General features: G+C 67.6%; 18 protein-coding genes, 1 tRNA gene and 1 pseudogene. 13 read left to right on the forward strand and 7 right to left on the reverse strand.

What is annotated here, in order from left to right; translation table 11 throughout:
• The first annotated feature begins 34 nt into the window (after positions 1–34).
• A complete protein-coding gene (locus AC6EUL_RS07920) occupies positions 35–259 on the forward strand; it encodes a hypothetical protein (RefSeq protein ID WP_056220943.1) in 225 nt (74 codons plus the stop codon).
• A gap of 5 nt (positions 260–264) precedes the next feature.
• Here AC6EUL_RS07920 and AC6EUL_RS07925 read toward each other — a convergent pair whose 3' ends face one another.
• Together AC6EUL_RS07925 and AC6EUL_RS07930 are read right to left on the reverse strand one after the other, a co-directional pair.
• On the reverse strand, positions 265–2,718 hold the full coding sequence (locus AC6EUL_RS07925) for a PAS domain-containing protein (protein WP_499869732.1): 2,454 nt from the start codon (positions 2,716–2,718) through the stop codon (positions 265–267).
• 124 nt (positions 2,719–2,842) lie between these two features.
• On the reverse strand, positions 2,843–3,340 hold the full coding sequence (locus tag AC6EUL_RS07930; protein ID WP_056220949.1) for an outer membrane protein assembly factor BamE: 498 nt from the start codon (positions 3,338–3,340) through the stop codon (positions 2,843–2,845).
• 238 nt (positions 3,341–3,578) lie between these two features.
• Here AC6EUL_RS07930 and AC6EUL_RS07935 point away from each other — a divergent pair, with 238 nt between their 5' ends.
• From AC6EUL_RS07935 to AC6EUL_RS07980, 10 genes are all read left to right on the forward strand, one after another.
• The gene (locus tag AC6EUL_RS07935; RefSeq protein WP_156394300.1) at positions 3,579–4,178 is read left to right on the forward strand and encodes a ubiquinol-cytochrome C chaperone family protein; all 600 of its coding nucleotides are present in this window, start codon (positions 3,579–3,581) and stop codon (positions 4,176–4,178) included.
• Positions 4,175–4,699 (forward strand): YceD family protein, encoded by a 525-nt coding sequence (locus tag AC6EUL_RS07940; protein WP_056220951.1) that lies wholly within the window; start codon positions 4,175–4,177, stop codon positions 4,697–4,699. Before AC6EUL_RS07935 ends, AC6EUL_RS07940 begins: the two co-directional genes overlap by 4 nt.
• 187 nt (positions 4,700–4,886) lie before the next feature.
• Positions 4,887–5,921: a phosphate acyltransferase PlsX gene (plsX, locus tag AC6EUL_RS07945; RefSeq protein WP_056220954.1), complete on the forward strand. Its 1,035-nt coding sequence runs from the start codon at positions 4,887–4,889 to the stop codon at positions 5,919–5,921.
• A 28-nt stretch (positions 5,922–5,949) separates the two neighbouring features.
• The gene (locus tag AC6EUL_RS07950) at positions 5,950–6,957 is read left to right on the forward strand and encodes a beta-ketoacyl-ACP synthase III (protein WP_499869735.1); all 1,008 of its coding nucleotides are present in this window, start codon (positions 5,950–5,952) and stop codon (positions 6,955–6,957) included.
• A 116-nt stretch (positions 6,958–7,073) separates the two neighbouring features.
• Entirely contained in the window at positions 7,074–7,394 is a 321-nt protein-coding gene (locus tag AC6EUL_RS07955; protein WP_056220962.1) for an integration host factor subunit alpha, read from the forward strand.
• A 7-nt stretch (positions 7,395–7,401) separates the two neighbouring features.
• Complete coding sequence (locus AC6EUL_RS07960) at positions 7,402–7,932, forward strand: MerR family transcriptional regulator (protein ID WP_499869738.1); 531 nt, start codon at positions 7,402–7,404, stop codon at positions 7,930–7,932.
• A 133-nt stretch (positions 7,933–8,065) separates the two neighbouring features.
• The gene (locus tag AC6EUL_RS07965; protein WP_056220968.1) at positions 8,066–8,512 is read left to right on the forward strand and encodes a hypothetical protein; all 447 of its coding nucleotides are present in this window, start codon (positions 8,066–8,068) and stop codon (positions 8,510–8,512) included.
• Positions 8,513–8,710: 198 nt separating this feature from the next.
• Entirely contained in the window at positions 8,711–10,657 is a 1,947-nt protein-coding gene (locus AC6EUL_RS07970; RefSeq protein WP_056220971.1) for a PrkA family serine protein kinase, read from the forward strand.
• A gap of 106 nt (positions 10,658–10,763) precedes the next feature.
• On the forward strand, positions 10,764–12,065 hold the full coding sequence (locus tag AC6EUL_RS07975; protein ID WP_499869741.1) for a YeaH/YhbH family protein: 1,302 nt from the start codon (positions 10,764–10,766) through the stop codon (positions 12,063–12,065).
• Between the two features lie 91 nt (positions 12,066–12,156).
• On the forward strand, positions 12,157–13,728 hold the full coding sequence (locus AC6EUL_RS07980) for a SpoVR family protein (RefSeq protein WP_499869743.1): 1,572 nt from the start codon (positions 12,157–12,159) through the stop codon (positions 13,726–13,728).
• A gap of 314 nt (positions 13,729–14,042) precedes the next feature.
• On the opposite strand, the gene AC6EUL_RS07985 is transcribed toward AC6EUL_RS07980, so the two are convergent.
• Entirely contained in the window at positions 14,043–14,354 is a 312-nt protein-coding gene (locus AC6EUL_RS07985; RefSeq protein WP_056350100.1) for an ETC complex I subunit, read from the reverse strand.
• 37 nt (positions 14,355–14,391) lie between these two features.
• A tRNA-Pro gene (locus AC6EUL_RS07990) sits at positions 14,392–14,468 on the reverse strand.
• Positions 14,469–14,693: 225 nt separating this feature from the next.
• Here AC6EUL_RS07990 and AC6EUL_RS07995 point away from each other — a divergent pair.
• The gene (locus tag AC6EUL_RS07995; protein ID WP_499869745.1) at positions 14,694–14,852 is read left to right on the forward strand and encodes a hypothetical protein; all 159 of its coding nucleotides are present in this window, start codon (positions 14,694–14,696) and stop codon (positions 14,850–14,852) included.
• 277 nt (positions 14,853–15,129) lie between these two features.
• On the opposite strand, the gene AC6EUL_RS08000 is transcribed toward AC6EUL_RS07995, so the two are convergent.
• On the reverse strand, positions 15,130–15,588 hold the full coding sequence (locus AC6EUL_RS08000; RefSeq protein ID WP_499869747.1) for an NUDIX domain-containing protein: 459 nt from the start codon (positions 15,586–15,588) through the stop codon (positions 15,130–15,132).
• Positions 15,589–15,838: 250 nt separating this feature from the next.
• On the opposite strand from AC6EUL_RS08000, the gene AC6EUL_RS08005 reads away from it, so the two are divergent.
• Entirely contained in the window at positions 15,839–16,105 is a 267-nt protein-coding gene (locus AC6EUL_RS08005; RefSeq protein ID WP_499869749.1) for a hypothetical protein, read from the forward strand.
• A gap of 230 nt (positions 16,106–16,335) precedes the next feature.
• On the opposite strand, the pseudogene AC6EUL_RS08010 reads toward AC6EUL_RS08005, so the two are convergent.
• Both AC6EUL_RS08010 and AC6EUL_RS08015 read right to left on the reverse strand, forming a co-directional pair.
• A pseudogene (locus AC6EUL_RS08010) lies at positions 16,336–17,570 on the reverse strand (Y-family DNA polymerase).
• The gene (locus tag AC6EUL_RS08015; protein WP_499869751.1) at positions 17,567–18,022 is read right to left on the reverse strand and encodes a LexA family protein; all 456 of its coding nucleotides are present in this window, start codon (positions 18,020–18,022) and stop codon (positions 17,567–17,569) included. The pseudogene AC6EUL_RS08010 and the gene AC6EUL_RS08015 overlap by 4 nt, the downstream one beginning before the upstream one ends.
• Positions 18,023–18,228: the final 206 nt, after the last annotated feature.

The following is an 18,228-nucleotide window of genomic DNA, read 5'->3' on the forward strand; positions in this document are numbered from 1 at the left end:
GTTCGGAGCGACGCTACACTTGGAAAGCTTGTGCATGGACAAGACGCAGCGATCGCAGCCGATCGGACCGGCCGTCTCTTCGGATCGGGAGCCGGGGGTCCGCCGGTCCCGCGCCCGCGGGGCGCGATCGCATTTCCTGGTCGCCTGCCTCGCCGGCGGCCTGCAGGCGACCTATGCCCCTCAGCCCGAATCCGAGGTCTCCGACCTGTTCGCGAGCCTGATCGCGCAGCTCGATTCCAGCGAGCCGGGAAGCCGCTGAAGCGGTCAGGGTCGATCGCGCCGTCCGCGACGACTGCGGGCCACCGCCTTCCGCAGGACCCGTGAGAGCTGCTCCACCGAATAGGGCTTGTGCAGCAGTTCGAACCCGTGGGCCCCCTCCTCGGCCAGGACATGGCTGTACCCGCTGGCCAGCACCACCGGCAGGTCGGGCCGCCGCCGGACGATCTCCTTGGCGAGCTCGATCCCATTCATGCCCGGCATGACGATGTCGGAGAACACCACCTCGAAACGGAAGGGAATCTTCTCGAGCTGCCGCAGGGCATCGGCGGCGGAGGTCGCCCAGACCGTGTGATAGCCGAGTTCGGCCAGGGTCTGGGTCGCGAAGCGGCCGACCTCCGGGTTGTCCTCGACGACGAGAACGCAGGTGCCGTGCCCCTCCGTCAGCGGCTCGGCCTCCTCGGGCGGCCTGGCGGTTTCGGATAGGCCGGACACGCGCGGCAGATAGAGGGTGAAGGTCGAGCCGCGCCCCGGCTCACTCTCGACGAGAACCTCGCCCCCCGACTGCTTGGCGAAACCGAACACCTGGCTGAGGCCAAGGCCGGTCCCCTGACCGACGCCCTTGGTGGTGTAGAACGGCTCGAAGATCCGGTGCAGGTCCCCCGCGGCGATGCCGGAGCCGGTATCGGTCAGCGATACGGCCACGAAGGCGTCCCCGCGGATGTCGAGGGGCGGGATCCCCGAGACGGCGCCGACGCGGATCGTCAGGCGGCCCTCGCCCTCCATGGCGTCGCGCGCATTGACCGCCATGTTCACCAGCGCGGTGTCGAACTGGCTCGGATCGGCATGCACGTAGCAGGGCGTCTCCGGCACCTCGACCACGATGGCGATGCGGGCCCCCGTCAGGGTGCCGACCATCTCGCTGATCGCGGCGACGCCCGCGCCCACGTTGAAGGTTTCGGGCTTCAAGGCCTGGCGCCGTGCGAAGGCGAGGAGCTGGCCCGTGAGCTTGGCGGCCCGCGCAACGGTGTCGGAGATCGCATCGACGTAGCGGCGGCGGCGATCCTCGGCGAGGCCCGGCCGCTTCAGGAGGTCGGTGGAGGACTTGATGACGGTCAGAAGGTTGTTGAAATCGTGGGCGACGCCGCCGGTGAGCTGACCGACGGCCTCCATCTTCTGCGCCTGACGCAGGGCCTCCTGGGCCTGGGCGAGGGCGGCCTCCCGCGCCTTCTCCTCGGTGATGTCGCGGCCGCTGCAGTAGGAGCGCCCGCCCTCCGGCACCGCCGTCCAGGACAGCCAGCGATAGCCGCCGTCGCGGGTGCGATAGCGATTCTCGAAACGGAAGACGGGCGTGCCGCCCGCCAGGGCTCCGACGACCTCGGCGGTGCGCTCCACGTCGTCCGGATGGATCAGGTCGAGCACGGACCGGCCGGCGATCTCGGATTCGGACCAGCCGAGCACGACCTCCCAGGCCGGGTTCAGGCGCTCGAAGTAGCCGTCCGGGTGCAGCACGCCGAGCAGGTCCGGGCTGACCAGCCAAGTCAGTCCGCGCTCGTTGGAGCGCAGGATGACCTGGCGCTCCAGATCGGCGTTGAGGAAGCGCAATTCCGCCTCGTTCCGGCGCAGGGCGATCTCGGCGAGCGCCCGGTCGGTGACGTCGACGCCCTCGACGAAGACGCCGGTAACGGCGCCGTCATCGTCGAAGATCGGCTGGTAGACGAAGTCGAGATAGAGCTCGACCTCCGCCCCGTCCGCCACGCCCTGCAGGGTGAGCTTCGAGGCCGTCGCCGTGAAGGCATCGCCGGAGCGATAGACGGTGTCGAGAAGGTCGAGATAGCCCTGGTCTACGGCGTCCGGAAGAGCCTCGGCGACGGTCCGACCCAGAAGCGGCCGGTCACCGACGAGGCGCCGGTAGGCTGGGTTGGCGAGTTCGAAGCGGTGTTCGCGCCCGCGCAGGACGGCCATGAAGCTCGGAGCCTGGGCGAACAGCTGCTCGAGGCGCTCGCGCTCGGCGCTCGCCCGCCGTTCGGCCTGCACCCGGCCCGTCGTCTCGGCGCACGCGCAGAACATACCGACGACCTGCCCGGCCTCGTCGCGCACCGGCGTGTAGCCGAAGGAGAAGTAGGTCTCCTCCGGATAACCGTTGCGGTGCATGATGAAGGCGATGCCGTCCATGTGCGTCGCCTCGCCCGCATAGGCGCGGGCCAGGATCGGCTCCACCTGATCCCAGATGTCGTGCCAGAGGTCGCGGAACGAGCCGCCGAGGGCGGCCGGATGGCGGGCGCCGCACATGGCGGCGTAGCCGTCGTTGTAGAGGGTGATGTAGTCCGGCCCCCAGACGATCAGCATCGGCTGCTGCGAGCCGAGCATCACGCCGACGAGCGTCTTCAGGGCCTGGGGCCAGCCGCCCGGCATGCCGAGCGAGGTCGCCGACCAGTCATGGCTGCGCAGGAGCGCGCCGGTCTCGCCACCCTCGACGAGAAAGGCTTCGCGAAACGGCATCCTCGGGTCCTCTGCCCGCCTGGCGTCGAGCCCGGGCGAGCCATTCACGGTCCGCGCCACACGCGCGCCCCCTCAGTCGGCCGGTCGCCCAGCCCCTCGGTTCCCGAGGGGTGGACCGCGATGCCTACAGACCGCGATTGGCGCCGGGCACGACGCTGGTGCCGGACCCGCTGCCGAACGGCTCGTACTTGGTCAGGCCGCGGAAGAGCTGGCTGAGGAAGGCGCGATCGGCGCCGCTGGTCGGCGTGGTCCGCTCGATGAAGTCGAACACCTTACCGTCCTGCAGGCCGTAGAGCGCCACGCGCTCGACCTTGAAGGCGCCGTTGAAATAGACGGCGGTGACCTTCTGGTCCTCGACCCGTTCGCCGAGGAACAGGACGGTACGGCGCGTGTTCTGGCTGATGTAGTACCACGACTTGTTGCCGACGGTAGAGACGGTGGACGGCGTGCCGAGGATCTGCAGCACCTGCTCGGCGCTCATCCCGGGCTTCACGGTGGCGAGGGCGGCCTGGTCGATCTGGTAGCCGTGGCGGATGTCCTCGCCGATGCAGCCGGACACACCGGCACCGATCACGCCGAGGACGGCGAGGCGAGCGAGCGACGAGACGAGACGGCGCGACATCGGCCACCCTTGCTGACAGTGAGAAACTGGACGCAACTTCCGGGAAGGCGTCTTCCGTGACGGTGTCTTGCGGCCCCGATCCCGACCCGACACCGAGGCAAGAAGTATCCCGATGGAGGTTGCACCTTGACCGTTCGCTGCCGTAACGCGGGGTTATGGTTTTGACAAGGCAAGCCCGGCCACACCCGCCGGCCGTCCGCGCCGGCTTCGCGCCAGGCGAGCCCGGGAGATGCGCATGATGACGGGGCTCCTCGACCGGCTCCGCGCCTGGGGCCGGTCGAGCCCGCGCGAGCGGGTGATCGAGACGCTGCACGGGCGCATCAACGAGGCGGCCCGCCAACCGGACCTCTACCTCCACCTCGGCGTACCCGACACGCTGGAGGGACGGTTCGAGTGCCTGATCCTGCACGTCATCCTGGTTCTGCGCCGCCTGAACCGCCTGCCGGAACCGGCGGCCGACGTGGCCCAGGACCTCGTGAACGCGGTGTTCCTGCAGCTCGACTCGTCCCTTCGGGAATCCGGCATCGGCGATTTCGGGGTCCCGAAGCGCATGAAGAAGCTCGGATCCGCCTTCTACGGCCGGGCCGAGGGCTACGATGCCGCCCTCGATGCCGGGGATACGGCGGCGCTGACGGCAGCGCTCGCGCGCAACGTCCTCGGGGTCGGCGCACCGGCGGCGGCGGCCGGCCTCGCCCGCTACGTCCTCGCCAGCGATGTCGCCCTGGCCCGGACCGACCTCGACGGGCTGATCGCCACCGGCCCGGCATTCCCGCCGCCGCAATCCTTCGCCGCTCCCCCGGCCGGACCGGACGGCACCACGACACGGATCGTCCCATGACCCGCCACGATACGCCCCGTCACGGAGAGACCGGACCGCTCGCGCGGATCGTCAGCGTCGACCGCCTGCGCCGCAGCGATGGGCGGCTCGTCGTCACCGCGAGCCCGGAGGAGTGTGCCGCTCTGGCCGCCGACTTCGAGATCCCGGCCATCCGGGATCTCGTGGGCACCTTCGAGACGAGCGGCCCACCCTCGGCCTTCCGGGTGCGCGGAACGGTGACGGCGCAGGTGACGCAGGTCTGCACGGTGTCCCTGGAGCCCTTCGAGGGGCCGGTCTCGGAGCCGGTGGACCTGCTGTTCACGGACACCGACCGGCTCGCGGGGACCGACGCGGAGGATGCCGACGTCCCCGACCCGATCGTGGGAGGCAAGATCGATTTCGGCGCGATCACGGGCGAGTTCCTGGCGCTCGGGCTCGACCCCTATCCGCGCAAGCCCGGCGTCGCGTTCGAGCCCCATATCGAGGATCTGGACGAGCCGCCGCTGGCGGCCCTGCGCGGGCTCAAGCCCGCCAACGATTGAGATCCGCGACCGGCACATCGGACAGGCTTTGGGCGAAACGCTCAGATTTCGTTTGCCCACCGGGCCTCAATCGCTATTTTCCGCCCCGCCGGGCAGGGGGCCGGTCGTCCGCCGCCACCCCGCCCACCGTGATGCCTCCCGCCGGGAGGCCGTTCCTTCCGCGATCAGAGGCCACCGGCCACCCACCATGTCCCAGAGAGTGTGCATCTCGCTCGACGCCATGGGCGGCGACCACGGCCCCACGACCGTGGTGCCCGGCGCCGCCATCGCCCGCGAGCGCCATCCCGAGATGACGTTCCTGATGTTCGGGGATGAGGCAATCCTCACGCCACTGGTGGCCGCCGAGCCGCGCCTGAAGGGCGCTGTCGAGATCCGCCACACGACGATGGCGATCTCCATGGACGAGAAGCCGAGCCAGGCCGTTCGCTCGGGGCGCGGCAAGTCCTCGATGTGGCGCGCGATCCAGGCGGTGAAGGACGGCGAGGCCGATGCCGCCGTCTCGGCCGGCAATACCGGCGCCCTGATGGCGATGTCGAAGATCTGCCTGAAGACCCTGGCGGGCATCGAGCGCCCGGCCATCGCCTGCCTCTGGCCGACGGTGCGCGGCGAGAGCGTGGTCCTCGATGTCGGCGCCACCATCGGCACCGATGCCGAGCACCTCGTCGAGATGGCGGTGATGGGTTCGGCCATGGCCCGGATCGTGTTCGACCTTGACCGGCCGACCGTCGGCCTCCTCAACGTCGGCACCGAGGAGATGAAGGGCAACGAGGCCGTCAAGGAAGCGGCGCGCTACCTGCGCGAGACCGACCTGCCGAACCTCGCCTATCACGGCTTCGTGGAGGGCAACGACCTCGGCAAGGGCACGGTGGACGTCGTCGTCACCGAGGGCTTCACCGGCAATATCGCCCTGAAGACCGCTGAGGGGACGGCTAAGCAGATCGGCAGCTACCTGCGCGCCGCCATGAGCCGGACCCTCTCGGCCAAGATCGGCTACTTCTTCGCCCGCCAGGCCTTCAAGGCCCTGCGGGACAAGATGAACCCGAGCCGGGCCAATGGCGGCGTGTTCCTCGGTCTCGAGGGCATCGTCATCAAGAGTCACGGCTCCGAGGACGCGCACGGCTTCGCGGCGGCGGTCGACCTCGCCCACGACATGGCCCGGCACGACCTCATGCGTACCATCCGCGACATGCTCGACCTGACGCCGGCCGCGGTCGCGTCATGAGCCGATCCGCGCACAGAAGGACGGCCCCATGACGGTCACGACCGGGACGGCCCATTCCGGAAAGGTCCTGCGCTCCGTCGTGGTCGGCTGCGGCTCCGCCCTGCCGGCCCGATGCGTCACCAACGACGAGCTCAGCCGCACCGTCGACACCTCCGACGACTGGATCGTGCAGCGCACCGGCATCCGCCAGCGCTACCTCGCGGATGCCACCGAGACGACCTCCGTCCTCGGCGCGCGCGCCGCCCGGGCGGCCCTCGACGAGGCGGGCCTCGGCGCCGACGACATCGACCTCATCATCTGCGCCACCTCGACGCCCGACCACACCTTCCCGTCGACCGCCACCGAGATCCAGGCGGCGCTGGGCCTGCGCGGCGGTTTCGCCTTCGACGTCCAGGCCGTCTGCGCCGGCTTCGTCTACGCCGTGACCACCGCGGACAAGTTCCTGAGCACGGGGAGCGCCAAGCGTGCCCTGGTCATCGGGGCCGAGACCTTCTCGCGGATCCTCGACTGGGAGGACCGCACGACCTGCGTGCTCTTCGGCGACGGCGCCGGGGCGGTCGTGCTGGAAGCCCGGGAAGGGGAGGGCAGCAGCGCCGATCGCGGCGTGCTCACCGCGAGCCTGCGCTCGGACGGACGGCACCGCGAAAAACTCTACGTCGATGGCGGCCCGGGCTCCACCGGAACCACCGGCCATCTGCGGATGACGGGCAAGGACGTCTTCCGCTTCGCCGTCGGCTCCGTGACCGACGTCGTCGACGACGCCTTCCGGGCGTCCGGGACCACGGCCGAGGATCTGGCCTGGTTCGTGCCGCACCAGGCCAACCGGCGGATCATCGAGGCGTCGGCCGACAAGCTCGGCATCGCCCGCGAGAAGGTGGTCCTCACCGTCGACCGGCACGGCAACACCTCGGCGGCCTCGATCCCCCTGGCCCTCGACGTCGCCCGCAAGGACGGCCGGATCCAGCCCGGCGACCTCGTGATGATCGAGGCGATCGGCGGCGGATTCACCTGGGGGGCGGCCCTCATCCGCTGGTAGGCGCGACCGGTTTCCGAAACGGGGCCTCACGCACTGTTGACCCCGGCCTGAACGCCGATTAGCGTGCGCAATCATAGAGATACTAAGAAAACTCGAATCGCCTTGGGGAATATCGCATGACGGGAAAGACGGTCACACGCGCCGATTTGAGCGAGGCCGTCTACCAGCAGGTCGGCCTCTCGCGGACCGAGTCCTCCGCCCTGGTCGAAACGGTGCTGTCCGAGATCTGCGCCTGCCTCGCCAGCGGCGAGACGGTGAAGCTGTCCTCGTTCGGGTCCTTCGTGGTGCGCAGCAAGGGCCGTCGGGTCGGGCGCAACCCGAAGACCGGCGTCGAGGTGGCGATCGAGCCCCGCCAGGTCATGGTGTTCAAGCCCTCGAACGTGCTGAAGGCCCGGATCAACGGTCTGAACGGCGCGGCCGAGCACGACGACGCGTAGGCCCGACATGTCCCACGCCGCGCGGATCGAAGACGCAAAATCCGATTCTCGCGACGGGGAGGCGGCCGTGCGTGAGGGTCCCGAGAAGAGCGCGGGCGCCTTCCGCACCATCAAGGAAGCCGCGGACGAGCTCGATGTGCCCCAGCACGTCCTACGTTTCTGGGAAACGCGCTTCACGCAGATCCGCCCGGTCAAGCGGGCCGGCGGCCGGCGCTACTACCGGCCCGACGATCTCGACCTCCTGAAAGGCATCAAACACCTGCTGCACGGGCAGGGCTACACCATCAAGGGCGCCCAGCGGGTTCTGCGGGAACGTGGCCTGCGCTTCGTCCAGTCGGTGGGCCGGGGCGAGGCCGTGGCGGCCGCCCCCTCGCTTCAGGATGCCGAGCACGAGGCGCCCGCGGCCGACCTCGCCCCCGGGGACGGCCTCACCGCCGCGCAGCGGGCTGTCCTGGCGGACGCCCTCGCGGACCTCCGGGCATGCCGTGCCGCCCTGGCGGGCCTGCGCCTGCCTCCCGAACCCATCGGCGACGCCTGAGGGCGGAGCGGTGATCGCGGGGAGGGCGAACGCCCACTCGACGGCCGCGCCTGCGATCCCCACATCCGCTGCAGCCGGGCCGAATCCACCGCGTCCCGCGCGGATCGCCCGGCTTGATCGGAGTTCGTCCCGCATGCTGCTCGCCCGTTCCCTCACCTTCCTGGCCGCCGGCACCCTCCTGGCGGGGCCGGCCCTGGCGCAGACCACGGTCACCCGCAGCGAGACCGCCGCCAGCGGCAAGAGCGTGCGCCTCGCCATCGTGCCGAACCTGAAGAAGGATTGCTCCACCGGCCCGATGCCCGAGATCCGCGTCAGCGGCGCGCCGAAGAACGGCTCGCTGATCACCAAGGTCGGCAAGATCAAGACCCCGGCGAAGTACCGCTGCCCCAGCAAAGAGGCCGCCGTGCAGGCGGTGTTCTACCAGAGCAAGGACGGATTCACCGGCAGCGACGAAGTGACGGTGGACGTCAAGGATTCCGACGGGAACGTCCAGACCCAGAACATCAAAATCACGGTCGGCGCCGCCAAACCCGACGCGACCAAGCCGGATGCGGCGAAGAAGGATTCCACGGACCTTTGAGCCTCCCCCGGGGCCGCGGTGGTCTGCCATCCGCGGCTCCGACACCGAACCCGAATGGCAGGGCCGCCTGGTGCACTGTGGCACGCATCCCACGCCCAAGTTTCGTCGTGAATGCGCTGCGACAAAACTGGGCCTGTCAGTTGCATCCAAGGCGAGACAGGATGAAGCTGTCGCTGTCGTGAGGGGATCGGAAAGCCTATGCCGTCGACGAACGACCTGTTCCAGAGCTTCGCCCGTGGCTACGAGGCGCGTCGCGATACGGAGATGAGCCTCTCCGAGTATCTCGAAGCCTGCCGCGACGAACCGTTGATGTACGCCTCCGCCGCGGAGCGCATCCTCGAGGCGATCGGCAAGCCCGAATTCGTAGACACCGCAAAGGACCCGCGCCTCGGGCGCGTGTTCATGAACCGCACGATCCGGGTCTATCCCGCCTTTGCCGAGTTCTACGGCATGGAGGAGACGATCGAGCGGATCGTCTCGTTCTTCCGCCACGCGGCACAGGGGCTGGAGGAGCGCAAGCAGATCCTCTACCTGCTCGGCCCCGTTGGCGGCGGCAAGTCCTCCCTGGCCGAGCGCCTCAAGGCCCTGATGGAGACGCACCCCATCTACGTGCTGAAGGCCGGCAACGAGGTCTCGCCGGTCTTCGAGAGTCCGCTCGGATTGTTCGACCCCGAAACGATGGGTTCCGAGATCGAGGAGCGTTACGGCATCCCCAAGCGACGACTTACGGGCCTGATGAGCCCCTGGGCCCTCAAGCGACTGGACGAGTTCAACGGCGACGTCTCGAAATTCAAGGTCATCAAGGTCCGCCCCTCGCGCCTGCGCCAGATCGGCATCGCCAAGACCGAGCCCGGCGACGAGAACAACCAGGACATTTCCAGCCTCGTCGGCAAGGTCGACATCCGGCGCCTGGAAACGCTCTCGCAGGCCGATCCCGACGCCTACTCCTACTCCGGCGGCCTCAACCGGGCGAACCAGGGCGTCCTCGAATTCGTCGAGATGTTCAAGGCGCCGATCAAGATGCTGCACCCCCTGCTCACCGCGACGCAGGAGGGCAACTATGTCGGCACGGAAAACATCGGTGCGATCCCGTTCACCGGCGTGATCCTGGCCCACTCGAACGAGTCCGAGTGGCAGACCTTCAAGACCAACAAGAACAACGAAGCCTTCATCGACCGCATCTACGTCATCAAGGTGCCCTACTGCCTCCGGGTGACCGAGGAGCAGCGCATCTACGAGAAGCTGGTCTCGGGCTCCGAACTGTCCGACGCCGCCTGTGCGCCGGGAACCCTGGAGATGCTGGCCCGCTTCTCGGTGCTCTCGCGCCTGCGCGAGCACGCCAATTCCAACGCCTTCTCGAAAATGCGGGTCTACGACGGCGAGTCCCTGCGGGAGGTCGATCCCCGCGCCCGCTCGATGCAGGAGTACAAGGACGCCGCCGGCGTCGACGAGGGCATGGACGGGATCTCGACCCGCTTCGCCTTCAAGGTGATGGCGGCGACCTTCAACCACGACACGACCGAGGTCTCGGCCGATCCGGTCCACCTCATGTACGTGCTGGAGCAGGCCCTGCGGCGCGAGCAGCTGCCTCCCGAAACCGAGAAGCGCTACCTGGAATTCATCAAGACGGAGCTGGCGCCGCGCTACGCGGAATTCATCGGTCACGAGATCCAGAAGGCCTACCTCGAATCCTACCACGATTACGGCCAGAACCTGTTCGACCGTTACATCGACTACGCCGATGCATGGATCGAGGATCAGGACTTCAAGGATTCGGAGACCGGGCAGCTTCTGAACCGCGAACTCCTGAACCAGGAACTGACCAAGATCGAGAAGCCGGCGGGCATCGCCAATCCGAAGGATTTTCGGAACGAGGTGGTGAAGTTCGCGCTTCGCTCGCGGGCCCAGCACGGCGGGCGCAACCCCTCCTGGACCAGCTACGAGAAGCTGCGCGAGGTCATCGAGCGGCGCATGTTCAGCCAGGTCGAGGAGCTCCTGCCGGTCATCTCCTTCGGTTCGAAGAAGGACGGCGAGACGGAGAAGAAGCACGGCGAGTTCGTCGACCGGATGGTGGCCCGCGGCTACACCGAGCGGCAGGTCCGCCGTCTGGTCGAGTGGTACATGCGGGTGAAGCAGGCGGGCTAGGGCATCGACCGAGCCTTGTCCGCACGGTGACGGGGCGGCCGCCACGGGTGGTCGCCCCGCTCCGCCGATCCCACATTGGTCTCGAGGGCGAAGGCACACACATCGGATGCACATCGTCGACCGCCGTCTGAATCCCGGGGGCAAGAGCCTCGCCAATCGCCAACGCTTCCTGCGCCGCGTGAAGGACGTGGCCCAGCGGGCCGTGCGGGAATCCGCGCGGGAAAAGGACATCAAGGATCTCGGCAAGGACGGCCGCGTCTCGGTGCCGGTCGATGGGGTTCGCGAGCCGCGCTTCGCCCGCCAGTCCGGCACCGGCTTGCACGACCACATCCTGCCCGGCAACAAGATCTACGTGGAGGGCGACCGGATCGAGCGCCCGCCGTCGGGCGGCGGCGGCAAGGGCTCGGGGGAGGGCGGCGAGGGCTCGGAGAACAGCGAGGACGCCTTCCGCTTCGTCCTGACCCGCGACGAGTTCCTTGAGCTCTTCCTCGAGGATCTCGAGTTGCCCGATCTGGCCAAGCGCCGGCTCTCGGTGGTGGAGACTGAAGGCCTTCGCCGGGCCGGCTACACGATCTCGGGTTCGCCCGCCAACCTCGCCCTGACGCGCACCCTGCGCAATTCCATGTCGCGGCGCATCGCCCTCAAGCGGCCGAAACCCGACGAGATCGCCGCCCTGGAGGCCCGCATCGCCGCGACGCCGTCGAGCGATCCCGACCTGCCGGACCTGCTCCTGGCGCTCTCGGGCTTGCGCGAGCGCACCAAGCGCATCCCTTACGTGGACCCCCTCGACCTGCGCTACCGCCGGTTCGAGACCTATCCGCGCCCGGTGGCGCAGGCGGTGATGTTCTGCCTCATGGACGTCTCGGGTTCGATGACCGAGCACATGAAGGATCTGGCCAAGCGCTTCTACATCCTGCTGCACATCTTCCTCACCCGGCGCTACCGGCACGTGGAGATCGTCTTCATCCGCCACACCGACAAGGCGACGGAGGTGGACGAGGAGACGTTCTTCGGGTCGCGCGAGACCGGCGGCACCCTGGTCTCCTCGGCGCTGGTGGAGATGAAGCGCGTCATCGCCGAGCGCTACGATCCCAACGACTGGAACATCTACGCCGCCCAGGCCTCGGACGGCGACAACGTGTCGAGCGACGGCCCGACCTCGACGGAGCTGCTGCGCGCCCACATCCTGCCGGCCTGCCAGCACTTCGCCTATCTGGAGGTCGGCGACGAGAACGGCCCGCGGGCCGGCTTCGTCGAGCACCGCACCACCCTGTGGCGGACCTACGAGAGCCTGGCGAAGACGGGCGCGCCCATCGCCATGCGCAAGGTCAACCACCGCCGCGACATCTACCCGGTCTTCCGCGAGCTGTTCGGGCGCAAGGACGCCCGGGCGGAAGCCGAGGCCTGAACCCGGCGAGACGGGGCATGGCCAAGCGGGACTCGGACGCTTCGAGCACGGCCCCGTCGAGAACGGACCCTTCGAGGAAGGCGTAAATCGTATGGTCGGCAGCATCATCCGCCCCACGCCCCAGCGGATCTCCGGTAGCCAGGAGCCGCTCTTCACGGGCAACGACTGGGATTTCGACACGATCCGGCGCATCCATGACGCCTGCGAGGTCGAGGCGCGGGCGCTCGGCCTGTCGTGGTACCCGAACCAAATCGAGATCATCACCGCCGAGCAGATGCTGGACGCCTACGCATCGATCGGCATGCCGCTGTTCTACAAGCACTGGTCCTTCGGCAAGCACTTCGCCCAGCACGAAGCCGGCTACCGGCGCGGCATGATGGGGCTCGCCTACGAGATCGTCATCAACTCGGACCCGTGCATCTCCTACATCATGGAGGAGAACACGGCGACGATGCAGACGCTGGTCATCGCCCACGCCGCCTTCGGCCACAACCACTTCTTCAAGAACAACTATCTGTTCAAGCAGTGGACCGATGCGGAAGGCATCCTCGACTATCTCGACTTCGCCAAGGGCTTCATCTCGCGCTGCGAGGAGCGCCACGGCCATGCCGCGGTGGAGGCCGTGCTTGACGCCGCCCATGCGCTGATGAGCCAGGGCGTCCACCGCTATCCGCGCAAGAAGCGGCCCGACCTCGCCTCGGAGCAGCGCCGCGAGCGCGAGCGCGCCGAGCACGGCGAGCAGATCTACAACGACCTCTGGCGCACCCTGCCGCAGAAGGTCGCTGGCGCCCGCCCCGACCTCGCCGCGGAGCGGCGCAAGGCGCTCCTCGAGCTGCCGCAGGAGAACATCCTCTACTTCCTCGAGAAGGCGGCCCCCCGCCTGCGGCCCTGGCAGCGCGAGATCCTGCGCATCGTCCGCCTCGTGGCGCAGTACTTCTATCCGCAGCGCCAGACCAAGGTGATGAACGAGGGCTGCGCCACCTATTGCCACTACCGGATCATGAACGCCCTGTCCGAGAAAGGCCTGATCGGCGAGGCGGCCTACCTGGAGTTCCTGCAGTCGCACACCAACGTCGTGCGCCAGCCGAACTACAACGAGCGCGGCTACAATGGCCACAACCCCTACGCCATCGGCTTCGCCATGATGCAGGACATCGCCCGCATCGTGGAACAGCCGACGGAGGAGGATCGCGCGTGGTTCCCCGAGATCGCCGGCACCGGCGACGCCATGGCGACCCTGTGCGACATCTGGGCGAACTATCGCGACGAAAGCTTCATCGCGCAGTTCCTGTCGCCCAAGCTCATGCGCGACATGCGCCTGTTCCACGTGGTCGACGACCCCGACGAGCCGGAGCTCTACGTCGAGGCGATCCACGACGAGCGCGGCTATCGCAAGATGCGTCGCTCCTTCGCCCGGCAATACGACGTGGCGTGGCTCGACCCGGATATCGAGGTGGTGGACGTCGATCTCGAAGGCGACCGGCGCCTCATCGTGCATCACCGCGCCCTGAATCGCATCACCCTGCAGAAGGACGATGCCAAGCGGGTGCTTCAGCACCTGGCGGATCTCTGGGGCTACGACGCGGTTCTCAAGGAGATCGATCCGGCCAACGACGCGGTGCTGGCCGAGCACCATGCCAGCGCGCGGCCGATCTTCTTCTGATCCGGGCTCCGTTTCCGCGAAGCGGCGCCCGTATCGGCAAGCCGGCGCGGCGCTCGAGCGAAGCCGAAATCCGCCAGCCCCCGGGGACAGGATTTGGTATGACAGAGCGGGCGCGGCCTAACGGCTCACGCAACAGCGCGGCTCATGAGAGGATTGGCGGCGGCCCCCAGCCGCGCTAGCCTGCGGCGATGATGAACGACGACCTGCGCGAATCGCGCGCCGCCCTGATCCTACTCGCCGCCGCGGTCGGCTCCGTCCTGATCTTCGGTGCCGTCACCATCCTGATCCAGCTCTGACGCGCCGGAGGCAGCGCCTCAGTGGGTCCAGGGAGCGGTGCGATTGAATTTGAAATTGTCCGAATAGGACAGGCCCTTGCGCAGGATCGGCTTCTGCGGCTCCTCGACCCGGTAGGACAGGCCCGCCCGTGTCGCGTAGGCCACGGCGTCCTCGCGCGTCTCGAACTCAAGATGGACCTGCTGCAGCATGTCGGACGAGCCGGTCCACCCCATCAGCGGGTCGGTCTCGCGCGGCGCGGTCTGATCGAATTCCAGCACCCAGGCCTTCGCCCGCGCCGTCCCGGACTGCGTCGGATCCTTCGCGGGCTGGTAGATGCGGGCGCTCGACATCGGGTCGTCCAACTCCAGGGAGCCTCGGCGGAAATGATGGTCGGGGCGATAGGATTCGAACCTACGACCCTCTGGTCCCAAACCAGATGCGCTACCAGACTGCGCTACACCCCGACACGCTTGCGCGTAGAGGGGACGTACGGTTTCGGGGGGCAAATGGCAACCGGGAGCAGGGGGTATAAGGGCAACGAAAGACGCTGAAAAGCACGCTTCGGGACCCACAGCCCCGAAAAAGTCCCGAAGTGGGTTCGCGATGCGTTCTCAGGTGTTGCTCGGCCGGCATAGGCCGCTCGGCGGCCACCCTTCATTCGGTCAGGCCCACATCAACCGCCGGACACCATGCCAGCCTCACCGAAACCCAAGCTCGTTCCCGCAGACCGGAAACTCTGGCGCCAGGGCTTCCTCGACCTCCGGACCAGCGTCGTCCCGTGCCCGGGCTTCACCCTTCAGTCCTGGGGCAGCGCCCACGAGGCCTGCGTCGAGTTCCTTGATCGTTGAGCCGACGAGGCGGCGTCCCTTGGCTGGTCGACGCCGGACGTCCTCGACGTGTACCCCGAGGTCGGGACGATTCGGCCTGACTTCCACGGTGCCATGGTGCTCAGCGCGGAGCGGGTGTCCGCGATCTCTGATACGCACATGCGGTTCGGGAACATGACGTTCTACCGGGACAAGCCAGGGCGCCCCAGTGGCGCGGTGCCGCTGTGGGTGTTCGGGCGTTAACGCGACCTGGCGGCCCCTTCATATCGATCCTGTCCTTCGATAGGAGCGGATAGGATCAGTCGTGTGATGACCGCTGAAGGCCAGCCGCCAGCAGGCACCGACGAACGTATGGGTGGAAATCGCCGGCAATTGCGTCCGTCCAGATGTGGCGAGCATGGTGGTTGTCGAGCTTCACTCGAATGTCCCGCTCTTTTGGGAACAAGAAAAAGCATGTGTTAATACTGTGGACAGCAATACCATCCGGACCGTCATCAAAAATTGTTTCCGCCGTATGAACTATCGGCCCAACGTTGCAATCAATCCCTACCTCTTCGATCGCTTTCCTGCTCGCGGCGTCCTTCATCAGCTCCCCTTTGTGAACCCTTCCGCCGGGCAGCCACATCTGACCTTTTGCAGGAGCATCCATCCGTTCGACGAGCAAAATGCGCCCTTCCGAAACGATGGCGATGTCTACACAAGCGATTGGGACGTTTGAGAGAATTTGACGATATGTCTCAAATGGGATCCATTTCACGGGGTCACCTCGCAATGGCCTTATGCATTCGATACTACAGAATTTACCTCGCAATTTAATCGCCTATTGCTGCTTAAGGTTTTCAGATGATTTGTGTAAACGAAGACGAAATGCGAAAATTCCGGTCTTTACGTTAACGGCGTGCGGGGTCCGTCTCTCGGTCGTTCCCGGAACTCACCTCAGGAGCGGCGCAGTGCCGCTCCATGTCTACGAGCGGTGACGCTGGCCCACTGCGTGCTATCCCCTCCTCATGGCTGATTCCCGCGCGACGATCGGCGATCTTTACAAGGCGAAGACGCTGACGGAGGCGGAGGTCCAGGCCGCGGTTGACGCCTTCATGGCGGATCCGACCACTACGGCATTCCTGTTCGGCACCGGGTATCAAATCGCTCTCGCCGAGGCGTTGGAATTGCATGAATGGCCGAAGGTGACCGTCGCGAACAAGGAAGCCACCGATTACCTGAAACGCGCGGCGGAGCGCACCGCAATCCTGCTGGCGCGGCAGGAGACGCCGTAAGCGACCACCACGTTCGAGTGTGCTATCCGGCAGCATGCCCCGCTGGTTCTTCCTCCTGTTCGCCTTTGCGCTCGGCCTGTCCGTCGTCGGTGGCGTGCTGATCTTCCTGCGGTCGCCGACGCCGGTCGAGCAGCCTCAAAACTGAGCCCTCGGGCGCGCGCTTGCCGCCTGGATCAGGCATGCGCCGTCGGCAGCTCAGTCACCTGCGTGGTGTAGCGCGGGCTGCGCATTTAAAACTTCGTCGACCAGGTCCGCTTCTCGGTGAGCCCCGCCCGGGCCGGCACGACCGCGCCTCGGCCGAATCGGGCATTGCAAGCGTCCATCGCTGCCATCAGCGGCGCGCTGCGCTCGCGGTCGAGCTGGCCGATCAGCGCCCGCGGGGCATCCTCCAGAAGCTTCAGGTCGGTCGTGACCACGCCGGCCTTGCTGTAGCGCCAGGGCCGGTCGCCCGGCGCCTCGCGCCAGGTGCGAGCTACACCAGCCTGCGCGGCCTTGATCAGCGCCAGCGTGTCGTTCGTGGCCTCGGGTAGCGTCACGGTGGTCGAGACCGAGCGCATCGGGTCGCCCCGGTCGTGCTCGCTCGTATGGTAGAAGACGGAGACGTGGGTGGTACCGAGGCCGCCGCGCCGGAGCTTCTCACCAAGCCGCGTCGCGTGGGCGGCCACAGCCTGCTCCAGGGTCTCGCGCTCCATGATGCGCCGGGAGAACGAGCGGGTCACCGCGCAGCCTTTGCGCTGGGCCGGCAGGAGTTCGAGCGGCAGGCAGGCCAGCCCGCGCAACTCGTAGATGATGCGCTCGCCCACCACCGTCATGGCCTTTCGCACCGGGCGCGGGTCGAGGTCGCGTAGGTCTGCGACCGTGTCGACGCCGAGCCCGATCAGCTTGGCGAGCGAGGCCCGGCCGATGCCCCAGACCTCGGCCACCGAGATCCGGCAGAGCCAGTGGTCGTAGGCGACCGGATCAGTCAGGTCGCAGACGCCGTCGAGGTCGGGGATCGTCTTGGCGATGTGGTTGGCGAGCTTCACCAGGGTCTTCGTCGGCCCGATGCCGACGCAGGTCGGAATACCGGTCCAAGCCCGCACTATGCGCGCAGGTCGCGCGCCAGTGTCACCCGGTCCCAATCGCGCACGTCCGAGAGGTCGAGGAAGCTCTCGTCGATGGAGTAGATCTCCACCGCGGGCGAGAAGTCCCGATACACCGCGTTCGTGCGGGCGCTCATGTCGCCGTAGAGGGTGTAGTTCGAGGAGAACACCCGCACGCCCTCGCGCTGGCACTGCTGGCGGATCTTGAACCAGGGATCGCCCATCTTGATCCCGAGCGCCTTGGCCTCGGCCGTGCGGGCGATGGCGCAGCCGTCGTTGTTCGAGAGCACGATGACCGGCACCCGGGCGAGCTTGGGATCGAACACCCGCTCGCAGGAACAATAGAAGCTGTTGCCGTCGATCAGCGCGATGGCCCGGCTCATCGCAGCAGCCCGGCGCGGGCGACGTGCCAGCGGATCGAGAAGCGGACGACGCCCCAGATCTCGCCTTCGATCAGATCCTCGACGGCGAAGGCGGGCAGGTCGGGATTGTTGAAGGCGAGATGCGCGACGTTGCCCTCGATGACGAGGCGCTTCAGGCTCATGGTGCCGTCCACGATCGCCACCACGACGCTGCCGTTGCCGGGCTTGAGGCTGCGGTCGGCTACTGCCAGATCCCGGTCGAAGATACCGGCGCCGCGCATGGAATCGCCCGAGATGTTCCAGGCGAAGGTCGCTGGCGGGTTGGGTGCCAGCCAGCGCGGCAGCTCCAGCGAGCCTTCGAGGAAGTCGTCGGCCGGGGACGGGAAACCGGCGCAGAGCGCGGCCCCCTGGATCGGGATGCGGACCGTGCCAGCACTCTGGGGCGGAAGCTCCGCGATCTGGAGCAGCTTCATCGGCCGGCGCCCGGCGTGATCGCGCCGTTGGGATGTAGCCGCGTGAAATGAGGCGGCGCTGCTGCGCAGTCTGGCGCTCAGCCTCGGCGAGATCATTGAGCCCATCCTCGACAGCCCGCACGAGGGCGGCCCAGGCATCGCCACGCGCGGCGCGGTGATAGGCGAGCGAAATTGTTTCCGCTTCCGTGAAGCGGATGTCCACAGGT

The organism is Methylobacterium sp. 001424705 (assembly GCF_059816145.1).